The organism is Pantoea allii (genome assembly GCF_046529425.1).
GTDB classification, from domain to species: Bacteria; Pseudomonadota; Gammaproteobacteria; order Enterobacterales; family Enterobacteriaceae; genus Pantoea; species Pantoea allii.
On record NZ_CP125958.1, the window covers coordinates 337,398 to 359,551 of the forward strand.

Here is a 22,154-nt window from a genome sequence, read left to right on the forward strand (position 1 = left end):
AAAAGCGTGTCGACAACAGGAGAGGGTTATGGCGCTACCGGTCTTAAAAACTGAGCGGCTTTATCGGCAGATTGCTAATGCCATTATTGACGGCATTAATCGTGGCGATTTCGTGCCGGGCGGGGCGCTGCCGCCGGAGCGGGAACTCGCTAAGCAGCTTGGCGTCAGCCGATCGTCGGTGCGCGAAGCGCTGATTGCGCTTGAGATGACAGGCTACGTCAACATTTACACCGGCACCGGGGTTTTTGTCGCTCAGACCTTACCCCAGCCCTCATCCGGCAAAGAAACGGAGAGTTTCAGCCTGCAGGACCTGCTACAGGCGCGCGAAGCCTATGAGAGTATGCTGGCCGGGCTGGCGGCGCGAAACGGCAGTGAAGCCCAGCGTCAGCAACTGCTATCCCTCAGCGCAGCGCTGCAGGCATTTAATGAAAACGACGCGGCTTTTATTGAGCAGGACAAGGGGTTTCATCTGCTGATTAGCGAGATGAGCGGCAACGATCTGCTGCGGGAGATGATGGAAAATTTGTGGAACAAACGCGAGAGCGCGCATGTCCGCCGACTGGAAAGTCACTATGCAGACAATACCTTTGCGGAGGAAATGAATGCCGACCATCAGCGTATCGCTGAGGCGATTGTTGCCGGGGATGAGCAGGCTGCACAGGCGGCGATGAGGCATCATCTGCAACATGTGCAGCAGCGCTTACTTGGTTAACAGTCGCGAAGGTTTGGGCCGGCCGGTGCCCAACATGATAGCCAGACGGCTGCCGCCCGGCGTGGTTTCCATCAGGATCTTGGTGATGCTGGTCAGGGGAACCGATAGCAACATCCCGACCGGGCCCAGCAGCCAGCCCCAGAATATCAACGACAAAAACACCACCAGCGTTGATAAACCCAGGCCGCGCCCCATGATGCGCGGCTCCAGCATATTGCCAAATACCATATGAATGGCAGTGAACAGCGCCGCCACCATCGCCGCGTCAAAGACGCTGTTGAGCAGCAGCGCCTGCAGGAAAGGCGGAATACCGGCGATAATCGGTCCGATATTGGGAATAAAGTTAAGAATAAAGGCCACAACGCCCCACAGTAACGCAAACTTCACGTCCAGCAGGTAGAGCGTCAGCCACACTGCTATCCCGGTGATCAGGCTGATCAACGTCTTCAGTGCCAGGTAGTGCGTCACACCTTTGAGTGCCTTGTGTAATCCGGCAATGCGAATTTTGGGGTTCACAAAGGAGTTACGCATTTTATAAGGCAAATGGTGCACCTCAAACAGCATGAAGACCACGGTGAGGACCAGTAAAACGGTATTGGTCATGGCACCGGAAAACCCACTCAGCGCCACGCTGGCCAGGTTCATAACGGTGTTAGGGTCAAAGCGTTGAACCAGGGAGTTAGTCGAGATATTAAGATGGATGCTGGCCGCCAGGTGCTGAACCACCACCATTTTCTTTTCCAGGATGGTGCGCAGTTGAGGATAAAGATCGGAAAACTCACTCATGGAGCTGGCCAGCACGGCTCCCAGCAGCAGAATGACGATAAAAATCACCGTAATCACCAGCCCGATCGCCATCCCGCGTCGTAGCCCGCGCCGCATCAGTATCGTCACGAGCGGATTCAGTACGATGGCAAAAAAGGCCGCCAGAAGTAGCGGCACCAGAATGTCTGAGGCGGCTCGTATCCCCGCAAGAATAATCACCAGCATCGCCAGTTTAATTAAGATGTTTTGTCCAATTTTTTCCTGCTGCAACGCGTTCATTCTTTATCTCTACGCATAAATAACTGATGAAAGTGTAGCTGAAGGAAAAGTAACCGTCTGATTCATTAAGGGAAACGGTAAACCAGGCGCTGCGGCTGGTTGGCTACGGGCACGATAACCTGGCTTCACGCTTGCGCATAAAAGCGCGCTATCGGCGCTGAGTGAGGCACGCCACGTTATGACACTGTGCGTCTGCGCGCACGGCGACGCACCCACGACAACGCTGGCGTAGGTGCGGATGCGGCGTTAAAGCGACTGCGCGGATTCACCCTGTTTTACCTCTTCACGCACAGCGGTTTCGCCACCCGGAATAAGAAGGTTCAGGACAATGGCGACAAGGCCGCCGCTGGTGGCTGCCGAACCAAACAGGTTCTCAATCATGGGCGGCAGATGGGAAAGCGAGGCAGGAACGGATTCAATCCCCAGGCCGAAACTAAAAGCCAGCCCGACAATAAGCATCTCCCTGCGCGTCAGCGCGGTCTGGCTGAGGATGCGGATGCCTGCCGTGACCACACAGCCGAACATCACCATCGTTGCGCCACCCAGCACCGGCGTGGGGATCTGTCGCAGCGCCTCGCTAAAGGGGGGAAACAGCCCCAGCAGGATAAGTATCACACCGACATAGCGACCGACAAAACGACTTGCTACGCCGGTCATCTGGATCACGCCGTTATTTTGCGCAAATGTGGTATTGGGAAAGGCACTGAGCATCGCTGCAATCATACAGCTCAGCCCGTCAGCCAGAATGCCCCCTTTGAGACGGGCGCTGAAGGTCCGATCGGTAATCGACTTGCCGGAGATCAAACTGTTCGCGGTAAGGTCGCCCACCGCCTCGATAATACAGACCAGAGAGACCAGCACCACGGGGATGAAAATGGTGCTACTGAAGTGGAAGCCAAACGGAAACAGGGACGGTAAACGGAAGGTGCTGTCACCCAGACCCTGAATATGAAATTTGCCACTCAGCGCGGCGGCGATACAGCCCGTGACGATGCCCACTACGATGGAGGACAGTCGCAGCCAACGGTTGCTGGCGCAACTTAGCAGCACTATCACCCCCAGGGTTAACGCACCGAGTGCAAGGTTGCTGAGGCTGGCGAAATCCGGTGCCTTTTCACCGCCGCACCAGTTTATGACGCTGACCTTAATCAGGCTGATACCAATGAGCGCAATAACGCTGCCCGTCACCACGGGAGTAAAGACCCGCTTTAAGGTGTCGATAAAGCGGCTGACGATAACCGGAACCAGCGCCGCCACAAAGTTGACGCCAAACAGCATCGCCATAATGTCCTCTGGCTTGCCGCCTTGCGCTTTGACCCACAGGCCACCGGAGATGGCCACACCGAGAAAGGCGAAGCTGGTGCCCTGCATGCATATCATGCCCGCACCCACGCCCCAAACGCGGTTTGACTGCAGGAAGGTGCCGATGCCGGAGGCAAGCAACGACATGCTGATCAAATACGGCAGCCACGCGTCCAGACCCAGCGCCGTGCCGATCAGCAACGGGGGCGTAATGATGCCGACCAGGCCGGCCAGCACATGCTGTGACGCGCTAAAAAAAGCCTGAAGTGGCGGAATACGTTGGTCCAGACCGTAAAGCAGGCCGCTGTTTTTTTCGTCAGACACGGTTATCTCATCTCAGTGCGGGGAAGTTGTTCGATGTTGCATAAAGCAGGCCAGCTTTTTGACTCATCATGTCTGAATGCTTTTAACGTTAGTAAATCAACAGGATAGGGCGGTTCTGCCTGGTGCATTACGCCCGGATGCACATGAAACAGATGATTCCTGACTGGGCATGTAAGAAATTATGGGTTCATGAAATCGCCATTAAGCCGTTTTTTTGCACCATGGAAGTGCGTCACGAGGCGATCCATAAGGAGCGCGATGGCATGCTGCACGCTTATCTCCTCACACCGATAAGGAAGAAATACGGCGCTAAAGGAAACTTTTATTTCGAATTAGTTAAATTTGAAATTTTAAAAGAGTGTTTTTTCGCTTCAGTCTGTCTGACCGCAACCGGCATCTTCGCTGAGAGATCGATAAAAAGCGTAACAGGTGGGCGTTTCGTTATGTGCCGCGTCGGCAGAGGTGACGCTGCGGCGAGCAAAAGAACAGCCTTTGCTGGCGGCTCATCGGAGATAAAATGAAGAAATGCGATCTGCTCCACTAAAAAGTAATTTTCCAAAAACATTTATTTGAAAAATTTGTTTCATTGTAATAGCTTCATAGCATGCTTTTGGCTTCATCTGCCCAGCCAGCATGCCACTTCTTGTGCTTTGCCTGCTGGAACCGTACACACCAAAGAGGCAACATCATGACTATCTTAGGAAATTTTATTGGCGGTAAAACCACGTTCAGTGCCAGCAACGAAACCATTCCTGTGTTCGATCCGGCGACCGGCAAGGTTATCCGTGAACTGACCCAAAGCAGCGCAGATGAAGTGGCCCAGGCGATTGACGTGGCACATGCTGCCTTTCCTGCCTGGTCCAAAACCTCACCGCTGCGTCGCGCCCGGGTGATGTTCAACTTTAAAGCCTTAATGGAACAACATCGTGATGAACTGGCGGCATTGATCGTGTCTGAGCACGGTAAAGTCTGGTCCGATGCGTTAGGCGAACTGACGCGCGGCATCGAGGTGATTGAGTTCGCCTGCGGCATTCCCCACCTGCTTAAAGGTGAGAACTCACCCAATGTGGGAGGCGGGGTAGACAGCTACTCGCTCATGCAGCCTGTGGGTGTGGTCGCCGGAATTACACCTTTCAATTTCCCTGCCATGGTGCCGCTGTGGATGTTCCCTATTGCGCTGGCCTGCGGTAACACGTTCATTCTTAAGCCACCGGCACTGGACCCGTCAGCCGCGGTACGCATGGCGGAGCTGCTGAAGGAAGCGGGCTTGCCGGACGGCGTTTTCAACGTTGTCCACAGTTCGAATGACAACGCAGAACAGCTCTACAAAGATTCCCGTATCGCGGCCGTCAGCTTTGTCGGCTCGTCGGGTGTGGCTGAGCACATTTATAAAACGGCCAGTGCGCATGGTAAACGCGTACAGGCATTTGGCGCGGCAAAAAACCACGCCATTGTGATGCCAGATGCGGATCTGGATGCCACGGTCAATGCCATCATGGGCGGTGCATTTGGCTCTGCGGGTGAGCGCTGTATGGCCCTGCCGGTGGTGGTGGCGGTAGGTGATGACACGGCGGATAAGCTGATTTCGCGCCTGACGCCGCTGATTAAAGCATTACGCATCGGTCCCGGCATCAACAAGGGCAGCGACGAAAATGAAATGGGTCCTGTCGTCTCTGCCGCCCATCAGAAAAAAGTGCTGGGCTATATCGATAGTGGCGAGCAGGAAGGGGCAACGTTGGTCGTCGATGGGCGTAACCAAAAGGTCGCGGGTTTTGAGGACGGTTACTACGTCGGCGGCACGCTATTCGATAATGTCACGCCAGAGATGGTGATTTGGCGCGAAGAGATTTTTGGCCCGGTGCTGAGCATCATGCGCGCGGCGGATTACGACAGTGCGCTGAAACTGGTTAACAGTCACGAATTTGGTAACGGTAGCGCCATTTTTACCAGTAATGGTCACACTGCGCGTGAGTTTGTGCAGGATGTCGAAGCTGGCATGGTCGGCGTCAACGTGCCGGTTCCGGTGCCGATGGCGTTCCACAGTTTTGGTGGCTGGAAGCGGTCGGTATTCGGGGCGCTCAACGTCCACGGGCCAGATGGCGTGCGTTTTTATACGCGCATGAAAACGGCTACCGTACGTTGGCCGAGCGGTCAGCAAACGGTTTCTGAATTTAGTATGCCAACGTTAGGTTAAGTGGATGGGCCAGTTAGCCTGATCGTGGGCGCTGGCTAACAGCATGTTTACTCTGAAGGACGGCGGATAAGGAGACGGCGGATGTCATTACTCTCGAAGGTAAAACAGCCTGATAACCAGGGGCGCATACAGCAGGTGACGCCGGAAAGTGCGGGCTGGCGCTATGTAGGTTTCGAGTCTTACCTGTTGAAAAAAGGGCAAACGCTCAACCTCACTAGCGGCGATACTGAACTTTGTCTGGTGCTGGTCGCGGGCCTGGCTTCCGTCACCACGCGCCATGCGACCTTTCCGGGGCTTGGCAAGCGGATGTCGCCGTTTGAACGTATACCGCCTTATTCCGTGTACGTCCCGCATGATGATGCCGTGACGGTAACGGCTGACAGCGATCTGGAACTGGCCGTGTGTCAGGCTCCGGGCCAGGGCGACAAACTGCCCGCCCGCTTGATTGCGCCAGAAGATGTCGGCGTTGAACGGCGTGGCAAAGGACACAACCAGCGCCTGGTGCATAACATTCTGCCGGACAGTGAACCGGCAAACAGCTTGCTGGTGGTAGAAGTGTTTACCGACGAGGGCAACACCAGTTCCTATCCGAGTCACAAACACGATCAGGAAAACAGCGAGAACGAAACCTATCTCGAAGAAACCTATTACCACCGCTTTGAACCCGAACAGGGCTTCGCTATGCAGCGCGTTTACACGGACGATCGTTCGCTGGATGCGTGCATGGCCGTTTACAACCGGGATGTGGTCACGGTGCCGCGCGGTTACCATCCCGTGGCGACGATAGCGGGTTACAACAACTACTATCTTAATGTGATGGCAGGGCCGGTTCGCTTGTGGAAATTCAGCTGGGAAAGCGATCACGCCTGGATTAACAGCGATCACTATCCGGCGGGTTAATCACTGCGGATAGCAACGGGCAGCCTGCGGGCTGCCTTTTTTGTGACGCAAAAGGCTGTACGCGCGATGGCAGGATGCGCCCGGCTTTATTCAGGTGGGGTCAGTCGTACAGGTATAACAGGCAAGCCATGCCGTCGCAGACGGCGGCCTGTCAGGAGATTTGACCGGTCTGGGCGTTAGCCAATGCCAGGGACACTGCCAGCGTCTGCGCCAGGCATAGCGAGGCAACCTGAGAACGGAAGCCGTCGACCTGGGCTTCGCGTACCACAAAGCAGACGTCACTAAACGCTGCAAGCGGGCTAACCTGGCTGTCGGTAATCGCAATTAAGCTGGCACCCCGTTTCGCCCCCAGTTCTACCACTTCTACGGCTTCCCTGGCATAAGGCGAACAGCTGATGGCTATCACCACGTCTTTTGGGGTCACAAGATTAAGCTGTTCAGTAAACATGCCGCCCAGTCCGTCAATCAGAAAAGCACGGCGTTCCAGATGGCGCAGGGCATAAACCAAATAGGAGGCGACGCTAAACGAACGGCGCAGGCCGATAACGTAAACGTTCTCGGCCTGATTCAGGAGTTCTACGGTTTTGTTTAACTGCTCAGGACTCACCTGCATCGCCAACTGCTGAAGTGCCTGACTGTTAACCATGGTGAACACATTCAGGATTTCGGCTGGGCTTTCGGGTGAGTTGGCGGCATCATCGGCCGCTGTCTGACGGAATAGCCGCGCACGCTCAGTATAGTTAACGGTTTCTTCCATCAGGTGCTGACGAAAAACTTGTTTCATTTCGTTGAACCCGCTAAAGCCAAACGCATTGGCAAAGCGAATCAGGGTAGAAGGCGGTACATCCGCCTGCTGTGCAATGGAGGCCACGGTATCAAAAGCAATACTGTTACTGTTATCAAGAATATAGCGAGCCACCTGCTTCAGCCGTTTGCTCAGCGTTTCATAACGGCGGCGGATTTCGTCCTGCAGCTGTGAAAGTTGGGAAGGATTATTGCTCATGAAGTCTGCTCATTTGCGTAACGCGTGGCTGGATAATGGACGTTATGATATCAGATGGTTGGAAAATTTCATTTGTTTGTTTTATAGGCGGAATTTATTTCATTAGTTTATGAAATGACTCACAGATTCGCCGTCACTGGCGAAAGCGGCGGTTTCAGCTCTACCGACGTGAAAAGGCTGCGCCCGGAGACAACATTGGGCGCAGCCTGATAACCGTATAACGCGTTGCTCAGGCACCGATACCGGCTTACAGCCCGGTGTTCTCGCGAATATACTTTCTGGCTTTAACCGCGTACTCAAACGGATTGGCCAGCGCGGGGTCCTGCTCGGCCTCAACGACCATCCAGCCTTTATAGCCGTAGTCATCAAGAATTTTGAAAACCGGTTTGAAATCAATAACACCATCGCCCGGTACGGTAAACGTGCCCTTTTTTACCCCATCCAGAAATGACAGATGCTTGTCCCGTACTTCAGCAACAATCTCATCCCGCACATCTTTTAGATGAACGTGAAAAATGCGCGGCATGTAGGTTTTCAGCACCGTCAGCATGACGTCCTGTGAACCTTCGGAGTAGTAGATGTGGCCGGTGTCATAGAGCAAGCCCACCTCGTCATGGGTTAACGCCATAAAACGATCGATTTCGGCGGGCGTCTGAATAGCCGTACCCATATGATGATGCAGGCAGACACGCATACCTTTGGCGGCCGCGAGCGCGGCCAGTTCGTTATAACCTTCCGCCGTGCGCTGCCACTCATCGTCATTAAAGACAGGCTTATGGTCCAGCACCGCAAGCGTTGTGCCCTGAATACTTTTACTCTGTTCGGAACAGCCGATGACGCGGGCACCCATGTCATAGAGAAAATTCATGTGGGCCGTGAATCCCTCAAGGGTTTCAGCTTTATCACCCTGAGCAAAGAAAGTGCTGAACCAGGCATTGCAGATCTGAATGCCACGAATGTCGAGCATCGGTTTCAAAATGGCAGGATCGCGTGGGTATTTGCTGCCAACTTCACTGCCGGTAAAGCCTGCCAGCGCCATTTCACTCACGGTTTGCTGAAAGGTGTTTTCGCTGCCCAGCTCCGGCATATCGTCATTTGTCCAGCCAATGGGCGCTATCGCCAGCTTAACGTTATCGTTGTTCATCGGTTACCTGCTTATGGCGATAGGGATTAGTTGTAAAATGCCGGACGGGCGGGCATTTCAATAGGTTCAATGGCACCGCTCTTTTGTGCTTTGATACAGGCATCCGCAGCCACCGAGGCAGCAAAGCCATCCCAGGCAGAAGGACCGGTTAACTGGCCCGCTTTCACGTCGTTGATAAACGCCTGCAGCTCGACGTCGTAAGCCTCAATAAAGCGGTCTTTCCAGTCGACTAAAATCGTGTTGGACAGTTTGGCCTGCTTACGCAGCTGCACCGATGAAGGCTCTGGCAGTCTGGCGATACCTTCCTCACCGACAACCTCACACTGGATATCGTAGCCATAGGCACAGTTCACAAAGATTTCTACGTCAATGCGCACGCCTTTCTGCGTTTCAAACAGGACGATTTGTGGATCTTTCAGATGCGAATGGGCTTTGGCGGTGACGCGTGGAAAAACCACCTGCACGCTTTTGTAATCATCACTCGTCAGCCAGCGCAGGACGTCGAGTTCATGAATTAAGGTATTGGTGATGGCCATTTCGGTGTTGTAATTTTCCGGCACCGTCGGGTTACGGTGCGCGCAATGCAGCATCAGCGGCTCGCCGATTTCACCGTCAGTAATCACTTTCTTCAGCGCACGGTAACCGGCATCGTAAGGTCGCATAAACCCCACCTGAACCAGCCGCGTGCCGTGTTGGATTTCTGCGTTTACCACCCGACGACAGCCTTCTGCGCTCATCGCCAGCGGTTTCTCACAAAACACCGGCTTACCGGCCGCAATGGCCGCCAGGGTAAATTCTTCATGGGTCGGGTCCCATGAGGTCACCAGCACCGCATCGACATTGGGTGAGTGAATCACGTCAAAGCCATCCTGGTGCACTTCTGCATCAATATTCAGTCGTTGCAGCGCAGCCTTAGCCCCTTCAACGTTGATATCGGATACCGCCACTACCTTTGCCCCTTGTAAGACATTGTTGCAGCGGCGAATGTGTTCCTGACCAATCGCACCTGTTCCAATCACACCAAGTTTCAACGTCATAATTACACCTGTAGGGTTAAATCGGAGATAAGACACATGAGCCGTTAAACGGCCCGGAAATCACGCTTTTTTGGCCTGCGCCAGATGCGTATGCCACATGCCGTGCTCGTTCTTGCCCGGCGGTTTATGCCCATCCGCTGCAACGGGTGAGGCGGAACGGAGAACGCGATCTGGAAAACTGAAATGTCAGTGGATTATAAACAAATGCATTTTTCATAAAACACCATTACAGAAGAAATATTTCATTTTGCGAGTGGGATCAAATTTACATTCCTGAATCATCTGTGGCGAATCAGATAACAGGGGTAACTGGAATGTTTAGTAATAGTTACATATTTTTATGGCGTTTCATTTCATCCCCGCTGTCGCGTCACGAAAGCGAGCGCAAAGCCGCTCGCCTTGTGGCACGGGCATCGCGAGATAAGTTGCCTGGCTGTACGATCGGTCGTCAGGGAATAATAGATTTTTAACTGGTTCACATAATCGCATTGTAAGTTTCATTTTGAATTGAATTTGGAATATTTGTTCCTCATACTGCATTTATCGTTAACCAGACACCTTCAGACCTCGATCCCCAACCTGTCCGCAGTGTCTGCTCATCACAGAAGGAAACCAGAAGTATGAGTACACAACAGAAGCGTCTTGATGTGATTTGTATTGGACGCATCGCCGTCGACTTCTATGGTCAGCAAATTGGCGCGCGGCTGGAGGACACTACGTCCTTCGCCAAATATCTTGGTGGTTCGTCGGGTAATGTCGCTTACGGCACGGCCATTCAGGGGTTGCGATCGGCCATGCTGGCGCGCGTTGGCGATGAGCATAATGGCCGGTTTTTACGTGAGAGCCTGCAACGTGTGGGCTGCAATACGGATGCGTTGATAACCGATAAAAAGCGCCTGACCGCACTGGTCATTCTCGGCATTAAAGATGAAGAGACCTTTCCCCTGATCTTTTATCGCGATAACTGCGCCGATATGGGGCTGGTGCCAGAGGACATTGATGAGGCCTTTATTGCTTCTTCACGCTCAGTGGCGGTCACCGGCACTCACTTATCGCATCCTCAAACGCGTGCCGCCGTGCTGAAAGCGTTGGATTTTGCCCGCAAAAACGGTCTGCGCACGGCGCTGGATATCGACTATCGCCCGGTGCTGTGGGGATTAACCTCGCTGGGTGATGGTGAAACACGTTTCATTGCCTCGTCCGAGGTGACGGCGCAACTGCAGGAGGTCGTCCATTACTTCGATCTTATCGTCGGCACCGAAGAAGAGTTTCATATTGCGGGCGGCAGCACTGACACGCTGACGGCACTCAGACAGGTGCGCGAGGTCAGTCGTGCCACGCTGGTCTGCAAACGGGGCGCAATGGGATGCGTTGTCTTTGAAAACGAGATTCCGGAAAGCTGGGATCAGGTTAAGCTGCACAGCGGCGTACGCGTCGAGGTGTTAAATGTGTTGGGGGCCGGAGACGCGTTTATGTCGGGTCTGCTGCGTGGCTGGCTAAACGATGAGGGCTGGGAGCAGGCCTGTCGTTATGCCAACGCCTGTGGTGCGTTGGTGGTTTCACGCCACGGTTGCGCCCCGGCGATGCCAACCCGAGAGGAACTGGACGATTTCCTGAGCCGTGAAAAGGCAGTAAAACGCCCGGATCTGGATAGCCAACTGACCCACCTGCACCGGGTAACGTCCCGGCAGCAAGCCTGGCCTGAGCTCAATATTTTCGCCTTTGACCATCGCAAGCAACTGGTCGATATGGCCCTGGCCGCGGGCGCTGACGTTAGCCGCATTTCGCAGCTCAAGCTTCTGCTGTTGCAGGCCGCAGAGCAGGCGGTAAAGCAGGCGGGCATAGAGACGAAAAGCGGGATTCTGGCCGATACGACCTTTGGTCAAAGGGCGCTTAACGCCATTACCGGCAAGAACAGATGGATCGGGCGGCCGGTAGAGTTACCGGGATCGCGCCCCCTGCGTCTTGAACACGGCAATATCGGCACCCAGCTTATTAGCTGGCCGTTAGAGCACGTGGTGAAATGTCTGGTGTTCTATCATCCTCACGACAGTGCAGAACTGCGGGAAGAGCAGGATGCCCTGTTACTGGATGTCTGGAGAAGCTGCAACAAAAGCGGGCACGAACTGCTGCTTGAGGTGATTCTGCCAGACAGCCAGCCGGATCATAATGAAGCCTTTTATCTGATGCTGATGAGTCACTTTTATGGACTGGGGATTAAGCCGGACTGGTGGAAATTACCCCCTCTGTCGACGGCAAGCTGGCAGGCCATTGGCACCCTGATTGAGGAGCAGGACCCTCACTGTCGCGGCATCCTGTTACTTGGGCTGGATGCGCCAGAAGAGAAGCTGAAAGCCGGTTTTGCCGAGGCTGCGCAAGCGCCATGGGTAAAAGGTTTCGCGGTGGGACGCACTATCTTTGCTCAGCCTTCACGCCAGTGGTTGCAGGATGAGATCGGTGACGACGCGCTGGTGACGGCGGTAAAAGAGAATTATCTGCGTTTGATTGAATACTGGCGCATGGCGCGCGAGCAGGTGCGATAGCCAAAGCAGGCAGGATGATTGCGCACCGTGCGGAGTGATGTCTTCCGCACGGTGCGTGGCTTAGCGTTCAGGAACAGGCAATAACGCGCAGGGCGGGCAAGCGCCCGTCCGCGATTATTTCAGTGCAATGCTCTTCACTACCGTTTCAGCATCACTTTGTGCCTGCTGCTGATTCTGACCCGGCAGTGTAATCTGCATGGTCATCAGCTTACCGTCCACCTTGGCCAACACGACCGAAGACCATGAAGTCTGGTTGTTAGCTGAAATCACCGTATCCAGCTGCTGTGCAGGTTCGCCGCCCAGCGTCACCGCTTTGTTCGAGACAACCTGTAGCTGCGGATCGCGGTTACGCTGCTGCTGTTCCATACGTTGAGATAAAACATCCAGACCTTCGTTGGTGGGATCACCCGCAATCACGATAATTGCCCGCGCGCCGCTCTCATCAGCATAAACGTGCATGTTGGTACTTTGTGAACCCAGCTTGCCGCTCTTGTCGGACATGCCCGGTGGTAAGGAGAAGCTTAACTTGCCATCCATCAGCGTCACGGTTTGTGCCGACTGACTGGCAGATGCGCCGTTGTCGTTTGCCGCTTCATCTTTCTTTTGGTCACAGGCCGCGAGGCCGAGGACCAGCAAACCAATTCCCGCATATTTCACTAAATTACGCATCAGAATCCCTTTTTAAATTTCCGCTCAGGCGTTTATACAACAGGAATCAGGTTGCAAACGCAACCTGAGTATTGTCAGAAGATTTTAGCGGATTGTCAGGAAAGGCTGAATGGCCGGTTAGCCGAAATGTATCTGTGGCTGAGCCTGGCGTTCGGCCAGACGTTTCAGCGCCGCATTCAGCAACACGCCGTAGGCGGGCAGGAAGAACACCATGCAGATCAGCACCTTGAAGCTGTAATCCACCAGGGCGATTTCCACCCAGTGCTGCGCCATAAACGGGTCGGAGCTTTTGTAAAAGGCGATAAAAAAGAACGCCAGCGTATCGCTGATATTTCCTAAAAACATGGCGCAGCCCGGCGCTACCCACCACTGCGGCAAACGGCGCAGGCGATTAAATACGTGCACATCCAAAATCTGGCCCAGCGCATAAGCCATAAAGCTGGCACAGGCGATACGGGCGACAAACAGATTCACCTGTTGCAGTGCCTGCCAGCCTTGCCACTCGCCCTGATAAAACAGGCTGGAAATGGTATAGGAGATAAACAGGGCAGGAACCATCACCGCCAGAATAATTCGTCGTGCAAGCGGCGCACCAAAAATGCGAACGGTCAGATCGGTTGCCAGGAAAATAAACGGGAAGCTAAACGCGCCCCAGGTGGTATGGAAGCCGAACAGGGAAACGGGCAACTGCACCAGATAATTACTGGAGGTAATCACCAACAGGTGAAACAGGGACAGCCAAAGAAGCGCGTAGGTGCGCTGACGCGGTGTAAATGCGAGCATAATAAGCCTTTTTAATGGTGGGGTGAGGGAACCCATTGCCGTGCGTAGAGGATTCAGCGCCCGGCGGTTTCATGAACAAAAAACGGCCGCATCTTACCCTGTTGTGCTATTAATGCAATGGCTAATTTTAACGCAATCGTTACCGCCTTGCGTCAGAGGGCCGACGCGCTAGAATAGGCGCCCGCCAACCTGAATTGAGATCGTCATGAGTGATGTATTTTCTTCCGCCGACCATCAACTGGATGCCAAAGGCCTGCGCTGTCCCGAACCGGTCATGATGGTGCGCAAAACCGTACGCGGCATGCAGGAGGGGGAAACGCTGCTGATCGTCGCTGACGATCCGGCAACCACGCGGGATATTCCCGGTTTTTGCCGTTTTATGGAGCATCGTCTGTTGGCCGCGCAAACGGAAACGCTGCCCTATCAGTTTTTGATCAAGAAAGGGATGGGCGAATAACGGCGGCGTTTGCCGCCGTCAGAGGCTTAATCCCGCGAGCGCAACAGCCGCAACGCGTTCGCCGTGACCAGCGCGGTGGCACCTGAATCAGCCAGCACCGCCAGCCACAATCCGGTCAGACCGAGCAGCGTCGTGACCAGAAACAGTGCCTTAAGCCCCAGTGCAATACCAATATTCTGGCGAATAATGCCCCGGGTACGACGTGCCAGCCTGATCATCGGGGCCAGGTGGCTAAGCTGATTGCGCGTTAAAGCCGCATCGGCCGCTTCCAGCGCGACATCGGTGCCGTTGCCCATCGCAATGCCCAGCGTTGCCGCCTTCATGGCGGGTGCATCATTGATGCCGTCACCCACCATCGCGACGACCTGCTGCTGACTGAGCTGGCGAACCTTCTCAACTTTATCGGCAGGTAATAAGCCCGCGTGCCATGTGATATCCAGTTGCTGCGCCACCACGGCTGCCGCGCGTGGGTTATCCCCTGTCAGCATAATACTGTTGATGCCAAGCGCTTTTAACGCCTGCAAAGCGGCAGGGGTTTCACTGCGCAGGCGATCGCGCAATGCCAGCGCACCCAGCGCTTTGCCCTCACGCAGCAGGATAACGAGCGTGTCGCCTTGCGCTTCCTGCTCACTAATCAGGCGTTGTTGCTGCGGGTCCAGAAGGCTGACGTGCGCCGGTGCCAGCAGTTCAACGCGCTGGCCTTCAATCTCTGCCCTGATACCGCTTCCGGCCATCGCCTGTTGGTGAGTGGCAGACGGGATAGTCAAGCCTCGGGCCTGTGCGGCGGCCACGATGGCCGTCGCCAGCGGATGCGTTGAACCCTGCTCCACGGCTGCGCCCAGCAGCAGAATCTGTTCTTCAGTGAGATCGCCGAACGGCAAAATTTGGGTTAGCTGCGGTTTACCTTCTGTCAGCGTACCGGTTTTGTCGAACGCAATCGTCTGCACCGTACTCAGGCGCTCCAGTGCCGCGCCACCTTTGATCAGTGCGCCACGACGTGCCGCCGCCGCCAGGCCGGAGGTAATGGCGGCGGGCGTTGAGATCACCAACGCACAGGGACAACCAATCAGGAGTAACGTCAGGCCTTTATAGATCCATGGCAGCCAGGGGCCCGCGCCGAACAGGGGCGGTAACACCATGACCAGCAGGGCCAACAGCATAATCGCTGGCGTGTAAAGTCGACTGAAATGGTCAATAAAACGTTCCACCGGCGCGCGATGGGTTTCCGCTTCCTCAATCAGTTGCAAGATGCGGTCAATGGCACTCTCGCCGGGTTTTGACACCACGTCCAGTTCCACCAGGCGATCCACGCTGGTGGCGCCTGCCAGCACCTTTTCGCCCCGCGAGCGCAGAACCGGCAACGACTCCCCGGTTAAGGCACTTTCATCGAAACTGGCGCTTTCAGCGACTAAACATCCATCTACCGGCAGACGACCACCGGCGGCAATCTCAATCCGGTCGCCGGGCTGCAGCGCCGCCAGCGGAACCTCAGTGCGAATGCCATTTTGCAGGCGCACGGCTGATTCGGGGCGCAGCGCCATCAGCTGGCTCACACCACTGCGTGCGCGGGTTGCCGCATAGGCTTCCAGTCGTTCACCCAGTTGAAACAGCAGCAGGACCATAGCCGCTTCCGCATGAGCGCCAATCAACAGCGCCCCTGCCGATGCCAGGGTCATCAGGGTTTCAATGGTAAAGGCGGAACCCGTTCGCAGGCGTTGCCATGCCTTACGCGCTACCGGAATCAGACCAACCAGCGTGGTCAGAATAAATAATCGATCGCCCCACACAGCACTGACCTGGCTGAGCGCCGTACTGGCTAGCATCAACCCGGCAAGCAGTATCAGGGGGAAACAGGTTTGCCATGGGGATGGCACAGGGGCGGAAACCGAGGTTGAGGAGAGCTGGAAGCCGGCTTTTCTGACGGCGTCTTCTATTGCAGACTGAACCGGCGCACGGGCGTCAACGACCAGTTTTTCGCTGGTGAACAGCACGCGGGCCTGAGTAACGTCGGGCAGTTGGCGAACGGCGGTTTCGATGGAGCGGGCGCAACTGGGGCAGTCCATACCGCTGACCAGCCAGCTGAACTGAAAGGCATCAGAGGACCGTCGTCGGTCACCTTCGTCATCGGCTTCGCTGCCGGATGAGCCAGCACACGGGCAGTCACTACCACCACCGTTACCGTCAGCGGTTTCGGGCGTCGCAGCAATAATAGAGAGAGTGCCGGAACGGACAGGGCGAATTGCACAAAGCGGTTTCGCGGCACGGTGCGTGCCGCAGGGCTTACCGCAGCCACAAGCATGATGTTGATGCATATAACCTCCGGAAGTCGTGGGCAACATGCCCACGACTTATCTTACACCCGACGGTTTCATCCATCTCCAGATTTATTGTGACGGTTTCTTAGGCGATCCACAGGGAACGGACAATCATAAAGTGACCGGCAAAATAGCAGGCGGCGACGATGGCGCTGTCCGCGCTAAAGCGGCGGCGGTAATGGCTGATAAACCACACAATATTGGCCAGCAGAAGCAGAGCAGAACCGACAAGAATCGAGAAGCTGTAATCGCTCGGGCGGAAAAAATACTGCTCTGTTGCCATCCAGTTCATGACCAGCGTCATACCGATAAGCGTACAGACCGGCCAGCGTAGCGTTTCCAGCTTACTCCACAGCACACCAATCACGACAACCCCGATAATCAAAAAGGTCAGCGGAATAGGCCAGTAGAAACTCATGGTCATGTTGGCGGCAAAGCACAGCGTATAGAGCAGATGCGACAGGAAAAACGCCCCCAGCGCATAGAGCGTTTGCTGCCGTGGCAGCAGCGTCAACGTGTCGCCGATCAGGGTGGCGACCAGTCCGGCCACAATCAGATAGTCAGAGGTGCTACGCGTCGGCGCTTGCCAGGCCAGCCCGACTAACAGCAGTAAGGTGACCGGTTTGAATAACCAGCGTTGCCATTGCGGCCCCCGGTAAGAGGCATCCACATACAGCCAGCCGGAGAAAAGTACAGCGAGAAAGGACCAGAGCATTGCTTCTCCCTTTTTACCAAAAATGGTGACAGTTCCTGAAAAACTCCTATCAGTCTAGGTTACGCCAGCACGATGTGACAATCGGTGAAGTCTGGTTGTATGCTTTAGCACGTAACCTGCACCCTCTGTAACCTGATAAAGCTGGGATAGTATGAAACCACCGCTCCTTTTAATTATTGTACTGGCTGTTATTGCGGTTTTAGCGACCCGCCAGTTCATCAAGCAGCGGCGTGAGGCCGCCGTTAACGATGCTTCGCCGGTACGTACGCTGGCGGTCGAAGTGAAAACCAAACGTGAGTTTTCGGTTTCCAGCCGCCGGTCGCGTGAGCGTGAAGTTATCGCCGGAGACGAAATGCGCTATGAAGCCTGGTTTCATCCGCTGAACGGCGAAAGCGATATCAAAATGCGGGTGAGCGAGGGCGACTACCATTTGATGGACAAGGGCACGGAAGGGGAGCTTACCCTGCAGGGCACGCGTTTTATTCGTTTTACGCCCACCCAGCGTTAACGGCGGGTCTGGTGCCCGCCGTGACGATGTTACTGATATTACTTACGTGGGAAATTTTTTTTCTGCCACGCAACCAGTTCGAAAACGCCAAACAAAAAGACCTTTATCTGGGTGACACGATCGATCGGCGGTGCATCTTTGCCTTGTGTGGTGCGCAGCAAAACCAACTGCAAACCATGCATCAGAATCATAAATATCAGGGCCACATTGATAAACCAGGTCAATGGCTTTGGATAAGGATGAATCAGGTTAAACAGTAAAAAACCCCACACGCACAGCATCAGCAGGCGTCCTAAATTAAGTAACATCGTGTGTCTCCTGTTGGCGCTGATATAAGCGATAGGCCACCTGGCCGGCAATTTTTTCGCGGTAAAGATTCCAGTGCGCCGGAACTGGCGGTGCGCCGCGCTCGACTTCACTTTCAACGTAGATGAGTGCATCAGCAGTCAGCCAGCCGTTATTCTCCAGCAGTTGCAGCGTTTGTTCCAGCAGGCCCTGGCGAAAGGGGGGATCGATAAACACGATATGAAAGGGTTTACCGTCCTGAGCCAGCCAGGTGAGGGTGTTTGTCTGCACAACCTTGCCGTTAGCAGCCTGTAGCGTCTGTAAATTTTTTGACAGCTGCTGCGCCACCGGGCGTTCCAGCTCCAGTAAGGTTGCCGATGCGGCAAAACGCGACAAGGCTTCCAGCCCCAGCGCGCCGCTACCGGCAAAGCAGTCCAGGCAGTCGGCCTGTTGAATAGAGGGCGCCAGCCAGTTAAACAGGGTTTCGCGCACTCTGTCGGTAGTCGGCCGGAGCCCGGCGCTGTCCGGCACCGGCAATTTGCGGCCGCGCCACTGTCCGCCAATGATGCGGATTTGGCCTGCACCACCAGTCTTACGGGGAGGTTTTATCATTTTGCTCACAAATCTTCATAATTTGTTGCGTAGTTTAACGGGCGAAACGATGAGAAGAAACGTTAAAAAAGGGTGCTGTGGTGAGCTGGCTGGAAAGTGTTAGACTACAGCGTTGCTGCTGTTATGCATAATTCTGCGGTTTGACGCTCATCTGGCGTTTATCACCCATTACTGTTTTTAACCCTGGGTACATTGTGCTACCGGGATGAAGCCATCGAGGAGTGTGGTTACACAATGGCAAAAGAGAAAAAACGAGGCTTTTTTTCCTGGCTGGGATTTGGCAAAGAAGAAGAGAAACAACCCTCAACGGAAGAGCAGACATCACAGACTGCACAATCGGAAGTCCAGCAGCCAGAACAGGAAGCCCCGGCAATAAGTCAGGCGAAAACCCATGCGGAAGAGACCGTTGCAACCCCTGAACACGTCGTTGAACCGCAACGCCCCCTCGCTCCCGGCGCCACAGTAGAGCCCACGCCCCCTGCGTCAGACGCTGAACGTGCGTTGACTCAGCAGGAGGGCGGGATTGCACCGGCGAAAACCACTGAGCCTGCGCCCGTTCCCACGGAAGATGATGCACCGCTGAGCGACGATGAACTGGCCGCGCTGGCGCTGGCCGATGCGGATATCGTTGAGGTCGCGCCTCACGAGCCTGAAACTGTGGCGTCAGAACCTGCCCCTGTTGCAGACGACGCACCGCTGAGCGACGACGAACTGACCGCGCTGGCGCTGGCCGATGCGGATATCGTGGAGGTTACGCCTCACGAACCTGAAACTGTGGCGTCAGAACCTGCCCCTGTTGCAGACGACGCACCGCTGAGCGATGACGAACTGACCGCGCTGGCTTTAGCGGGCGCGGATGCCGTTGAGGAAGCGCCTCACCATGCGGGTCAGGCAGAACCTACCGATACCGTCAGCGATCTTCCCCTGGCCGCCGCGCCGCTAGTGACGCAGGAGCAGGATCGTCCGACGAAAGAAGGCTTCTTTGCCCGCCTGAAACGTAGCCTGGTGAAAACCCGCCAGAATCTGGGCTCGGGTTTTATCGGCCTGTTTCGTGGCAAGAAGATCGATGATGAGCTTTTCGAAGAGCTGGAAGAGCAACTGCTGATTGCGGATGTGGGGGTTGAAACGACGCGCCGCATTATTACCAGCCTGACGCAGCAGGCCGATCGTAAACAGCTTCGCGATGCAGAGGCGCTTTATGGCCTGCTGAAAAGCGAAATGGCCGGGATTCTGGCGAAAGTCGAAGCACCGCTCAACCTTGAAGGTAAAACCCCGTTCGTCATTTTGATGGTCGGTGTAAACGGTGTGGGTAAAACCACCACCATCGGTAAGCTGGCTCGTCAGTATCAGGCTGAAGGGAAGTCGGTCATGCTGGCGGCGGGCGATACCTTCCGTGCGGCGGCCGTTGAACAGCTTCAGGTATGGGGCCAGCGCAACAACATTCCTGTGGTGGCACAGCACACCGGCGCGGATTCTGCCTCGGTGATTTTCGACGCCATTCAGGCTGCCAAATCCCGTGGCGTTGACGTCTTAATCGCCGACACCGCGGGGCGTTTGCAAAACAAATCGCACCTGATGGAAGAGCTGAAGAAAATCACACGCGTGATGAAAAAGCTGGATGAGCAGGCGCCGCATGAAGTCATGCTGACAATTGATGCCAGCACCGGGCAGAATGCCATCAGCCAGGCCAAACTGTTCAATGAAGCCGTCGGTCTGACCGGCATTACCCTGACGAAACTGGATGGCACGGCCAAAGGTGGCGTGATTTTCTCGGTGGCGGATCAGTTTGGCATACCTATCCGTTATATCGGTGTTGGAGAAGGCATCGAAGATTTACGGCCCTTCAAGGCCGAGGATTTTATTGAGGCACTGTTTGCCCGAGAGGACTAATTAGGATGATTCGCTTTGAAGAGGTCAGTAAGGCATATCTCGGCGGACGTCAGGCGCTGCAGGGAGTAGATTTTCATCTGCGTCCTGGTGAAATGGCGTTTCTGACCGGCCATTCTGGCGCAGGGAAAAGTACCTTGCTGAAGCTGATTTGTGGCATTGAACGTCCCAGCGCCGGACAAATCTGGTTTAGCGGGCATGATATTTCACGTCTGCGTAACAGCGAGGTGCCGTTTCTGCGCCGTCAGATTGGGATGATCTTTCAGGATCACCACCTGCTGATGGATCGTTCCGTGTACGACAACGTGGCGATTCCGTTGATCATATCCGGGGCCAGCGGTGAGGATATCCGGCGTCGTGTTTCTGCGGCCTTAGACAAAGTGGGCCTGCTCGACAAAGCGAAAAGTTATCCTATTCAACTTTCTGGTGGTGAACAGCAGCGCGTCGGCATTGCGCGTGCCGTCGTGAATAAACCTGCGGTACTGCTGGCGGATGAACCGACGGGTAACCTTGATGAGGCCCTGTCTGAAGACATTCTGCGGCTGTTTGAAGAGTTTAATCGCGTTGGGGTGACTGTCTTGATGGCGACACATGATGTGGCGCTTATCGGTCGCCGAAATTATCGGGTGATGACGCTGAACAAAGGACGCCTGCACGGAGGCCACGATGGTCAATAAACGCAATAAACGCGCGACAGCGCCGAAGGCGAAGCAACCGTCGAAAAGCAAAGCGTTACGCGGCGGCATGCAGGAGCAGTGGCGCTATGCGCTGCGCGGTACGTTGTCTGACATGTGGCGTCAGCCACTGGCGACGTTGCTGACGGTGATGGTTATCGCCATTTCTCTGACGCTGCCCAGCGTGTGTTATATGGTGTGGAAAAACGTCAGCCAGGCCGCCACGCAATGGTATCCGGCTCCGCAGCTTACGGTTTATCTCTCTAAAACCCTGGACGACACCGCGGCGGAAAACGTGACGGCCCAGCTAAAGCAGGTCGATGGCGTGGAGCACGTCAACTATCTGACGCGTGAAGAGGCCCTGAACGAATTCCGTAACTGGTCAGGCTTTGGTGGCGCGATGGATATGCTGGAGCAGAATCCTCTGCCGGCCGTTGTCATTATTACGCCTAAGCTCAACTTCCAGAATTCGGACACTCTGCAAACCCTGCGCGACAGGGTGGCAAAAGTGCAGGGCGTAGACGAAGTACGCATGGATGACAGTTGGTTCGCCCGTCTTGCGGCCCTGACCGGGCTGGTGGGACAAATTGCCTCCATGATCGGTATCTTAATGATCGTGGCGGTGTTCCTGGTGATTGGCAACAGCGTCAGGCTGAGCATTTTTGCCCGGCGCGATACGATCAACGTACAGAAGCTGATCGGGGCCACCGATGGGTTTATCCTGCGTCCGTTCCTGTATGGCGGGGCGTTATTAGGTTTCACCGGGGCGGTATTATCGCTGATTCTGTCTGAAGTGTTGGTCCTGCGTCTGCAGTCCGTCGTGGCGCATGTTGCGTCGGTGTTTGGCACGACATTCTCTCTGGAAGGTTTTTCCTGGGATGAGGCGCTACTGCTGCTGCTGATTGCGGCCATCATCGGATGGATTGCGGCCTGGCTGGCGACGGTACAACATTTACGCCGATTTACGCCCCAGTAAACTGCTGCAACATTTTTTTGTTATAATCATCCTCTGCTGCCGACAATGGGTGCAGAGGATGTTGCCCCGC

At 55.0% G+C, this 22,154-nt stretch carries 21 protein-coding genes; 10 read left to right on the plus strand and 11 right to left on the minus strand.

The features are described 5' to 3' along the window. Window positions 1-28: 28 nt before the first annotated feature. Entirely contained in the window at window positions 29-712 is a 684-nt protein-coding gene (locus QNH99_RS01550) for a FadR/GntR family transcriptional regulator (RefSeq protein WP_283379205.1), read from the plus strand. On the opposite strand, the gene QNH99_RS01555 is transcribed toward QNH99_RS01550, so the two are convergent. Continuing rightward, entirely contained in the window at window positions 701-1,756 is a 1,056-nt protein-coding gene (locus tag QNH99_RS01555; protein ID WP_096012684.1) for an AI-2E family transporter, read from the minus strand. The two genes, QNH99_RS01550 and QNH99_RS01555, sit on opposite strands and share 12 nt — an antisense overlap. Before the next feature lie 246 nt (window positions 1,757-2,002). Beyond that, window positions 2,003-3,382 carry a nucleobase:cation symporter-2 family protein gene (locus QNH99_RS01560; protein ID WP_241568187.1) on the minus strand — a complete coding sequence of 460 codons (1,380 nt, stop codon included), beginning with the start codon at window positions 3,380-3,382 and terminating at the stop codon, window positions 2,003-2,005. A gap of 143 nt (window positions 3,383-3,525) precedes the next feature. On the opposite strand from QNH99_RS01560, the gene QNH99_RS01565 reads away from it, so the two are divergent. From QNH99_RS01565 to iolB, 3 genes are all read left to right on the plus strand, one after another. Next, window positions 3,526-3,903 (plus strand): hypothetical protein, encoded by a 378-nt coding sequence (locus QNH99_RS01565; RefSeq protein WP_410517227.1) that lies wholly within the window; start codon window positions 3,526-3,528, stop codon window positions 3,901-3,903. 167 nt (window positions 3,904-4,070) lie between these two features. Then, window positions 4,071-5,576 carry a CoA-acylating methylmalonate-semialdehyde dehydrogenase gene (locus QNH99_RS01570; RefSeq protein WP_410517228.1) on the plus strand — a complete coding sequence of 502 codons (1,506 nt, stop codon included), beginning with the start codon at window positions 4,071-4,073 and terminating at the stop codon, window positions 5,574-5,576. An 81-nt stretch (window positions 5,577-5,657) separates the two neighbouring features. Further along, window positions 5,658-6,476: a 5-deoxy-glucuronate isomerase gene (gene iolB / locus QNH99_RS01575; RefSeq protein WP_063877570.1), complete on the plus strand. Its 819-nt coding sequence runs from the start codon at window positions 5,658-5,660 to the stop codon at window positions 6,474-6,476. A 151-nt stretch (window positions 6,477-6,627) separates the two neighbouring features. Here the strand turns inward: iolB and QNH99_RS01580 are convergent, their stop codons facing one another. The 3 genes from QNH99_RS01580 to QNH99_RS01590 form a co-directional block, all read right to left on the minus strand. Next, complete coding sequence (locus QNH99_RS01580) at window positions 6,628-7,479, minus strand: MurR/RpiR family transcriptional regulator (protein WP_063877569.1); 852 nt, start codon at window positions 7,477-7,479, stop codon at window positions 6,628-6,630. Between the two features lie 247 nt (window positions 7,480-7,726). Beyond that, the gene (iolE, locus tag QNH99_RS01585; protein WP_410517229.1) at window positions 7,727-8,623 is read right to left on the minus strand and encodes a myo-inosose-2 dehydratase; all 897 of its coding nucleotides are present in this window, start codon (window positions 8,621-8,623) and stop codon (window positions 7,727-7,729) included. A gap of 26 nt (window positions 8,624-8,649) precedes the next feature. After that, window positions 8,650-9,660, minus strand: coding sequence for a Gfo/Idh/MocA family oxidoreductase (locus QNH99_RS01590; protein ID WP_410517230.1), 1,011 nt, complete (start codon window positions 9,658-9,660; stop codon window positions 8,650-8,652). A gap of 620 nt (window positions 9,661-10,280) precedes the next feature. Here QNH99_RS01590 and QNH99_RS01595 point away from each other — a divergent pair. Further along, a complete protein-coding gene (locus QNH99_RS01595; protein ID WP_145394640.1) occupies window positions 10,281-12,203 on the plus strand; it encodes a bifunctional 5-dehydro-2-deoxygluconokinase/5-dehydro-2-deoxyphosphogluconate aldolase in 1,923 nt (640 codons plus the stop codon). 114 nt (window positions 12,204-12,317) lie between these two features. Here QNH99_RS01595 and QNH99_RS01600 read toward each other — a convergent pair whose 3' ends face one another. Together QNH99_RS01600 and QNH99_RS01605 are read right to left on the minus strand one after the other, a co-directional pair. Continuing rightward, window positions 12,318-12,872, minus strand: coding sequence for a DcrB family lipoprotein (locus tag QNH99_RS01600; protein ID WP_063877564.1), 555 nt, complete (start codon window positions 12,870-12,872; stop codon window positions 12,318-12,320). A 117-nt stretch (window positions 12,873-12,989) separates the two neighbouring features. Next, the gene (locus QNH99_RS01605; RefSeq protein WP_063877563.1) at window positions 12,990-13,655 is read right to left on the minus strand and encodes a 7-cyano-7-deazaguanine/7-aminomethyl-7-deazaguanine transporter; all 666 of its coding nucleotides are present in this window, start codon (window positions 13,653-13,655) and stop codon (window positions 12,990-12,992) included. Window positions 13,656-13,860: 205 nt separating this feature from the next. Here QNH99_RS01605 and tusA point away from each other — a divergent pair, with 205 nt between their 5' ends. Then, entirely contained in the window at window positions 13,861-14,112 is a 252-nt protein-coding gene (gene tusA, locus QNH99_RS01610; RefSeq protein ID WP_063877562.1) for a sulfurtransferase TusA, read from the plus strand. Window positions 14,113-14,138: 26 nt separating this feature from the next. Here the strand turns inward: tusA and QNH99_RS01615 are convergent, their stop codons facing one another. Continuing rightward, window positions 14,139-16,424, minus strand: coding sequence for a zinc/cadmium/mercury/lead-transporting ATPase (locus QNH99_RS01615; protein WP_172896989.1), 2,286 nt, complete (start codon window positions 16,422-16,424; stop codon window positions 14,139-14,141). A gap of 88 nt (window positions 16,425-16,512) precedes the next feature. Beyond that, on the minus strand, window positions 16,513-17,142 hold the full coding sequence (locus QNH99_RS01620) for a lysoplasmalogenase (protein WP_096012677.1): 630 nt from the start codon (window positions 17,140-17,142) through the stop codon (window positions 16,513-16,515). 151 nt (window positions 17,143-17,293) lie between these two features. On the opposite strand from QNH99_RS01620, the gene QNH99_RS01625 reads away from it, so the two are divergent. Continuing rightward, entirely contained in the window at window positions 17,294-17,650 is a 357-nt protein-coding gene (locus QNH99_RS01625) for a DUF2500 domain-containing protein (RefSeq protein ID WP_410517231.1), read from the plus strand. A gap of 38 nt (window positions 17,651-17,688) precedes the next feature. On the opposite strand, the gene QNH99_RS01630 is transcribed toward QNH99_RS01625, so the two are convergent. Further along, a complete protein-coding gene (locus tag QNH99_RS01630) occupies window positions 17,689-17,958 on the minus strand; it encodes a DUF1145 family protein (protein WP_013027564.1) in 270 nt (89 codons plus the stop codon). Then, window positions 17,948-18,547: a 16S rRNA (guanine(966)-N(2))-methyltransferase gene (gene rsmD / locus QNH99_RS01635; RefSeq protein ID WP_145394637.1), complete on the minus strand. Its 600-nt coding sequence runs from the start codon at window positions 18,545-18,547 to the stop codon at window positions 17,948-17,950. The genes QNH99_RS01630 and rsmD overlap by 11 nt, the downstream gene beginning before the upstream one ends. Window positions 18,548-18,781: 234 nt before the next feature. Here rsmD and ftsY point away from each other — a divergent pair, with 234 nt between their 5' ends. The 3 genes from ftsY to ftsX are packed head-to-tail and all read left to right on the plus strand — an operon-like array spanning window position 18,782 to window position 22,084. Continuing rightward, a complete protein-coding gene (gene ftsY / locus QNH99_RS01640) occupies window positions 18,782-20,437 on the plus strand; it encodes a signal recognition particle-docking protein FtsY (RefSeq protein ID WP_410517232.1) in 1,656 nt (551 codons plus the stop codon). A 5-nt stretch (window positions 20,438-20,442) separates the two neighbouring features. After that, the gene (ftsE, locus tag QNH99_RS01645; protein WP_063877557.1) at window positions 20,443-21,111 is read left to right on the plus strand and encodes a cell division ATP-binding protein FtsE; all 669 of its coding nucleotides are present in this window, start codon (window positions 20,443-20,445) and stop codon (window positions 21,109-21,111) included. Then, window positions 21,101-22,084 (plus strand): permease-like cell division protein FtsX, encoded by a 984-nt coding sequence (gene ftsX, locus QNH99_RS01650; RefSeq protein ID WP_063877556.1) that lies wholly within the window; start codon window positions 21,101-21,103, stop codon window positions 22,082-22,084. The genes ftsE and ftsX overlap by 11 nt, the downstream gene beginning before the upstream one ends. Window positions 22,085-22,154 lie beyond the last annotated feature (70 nt).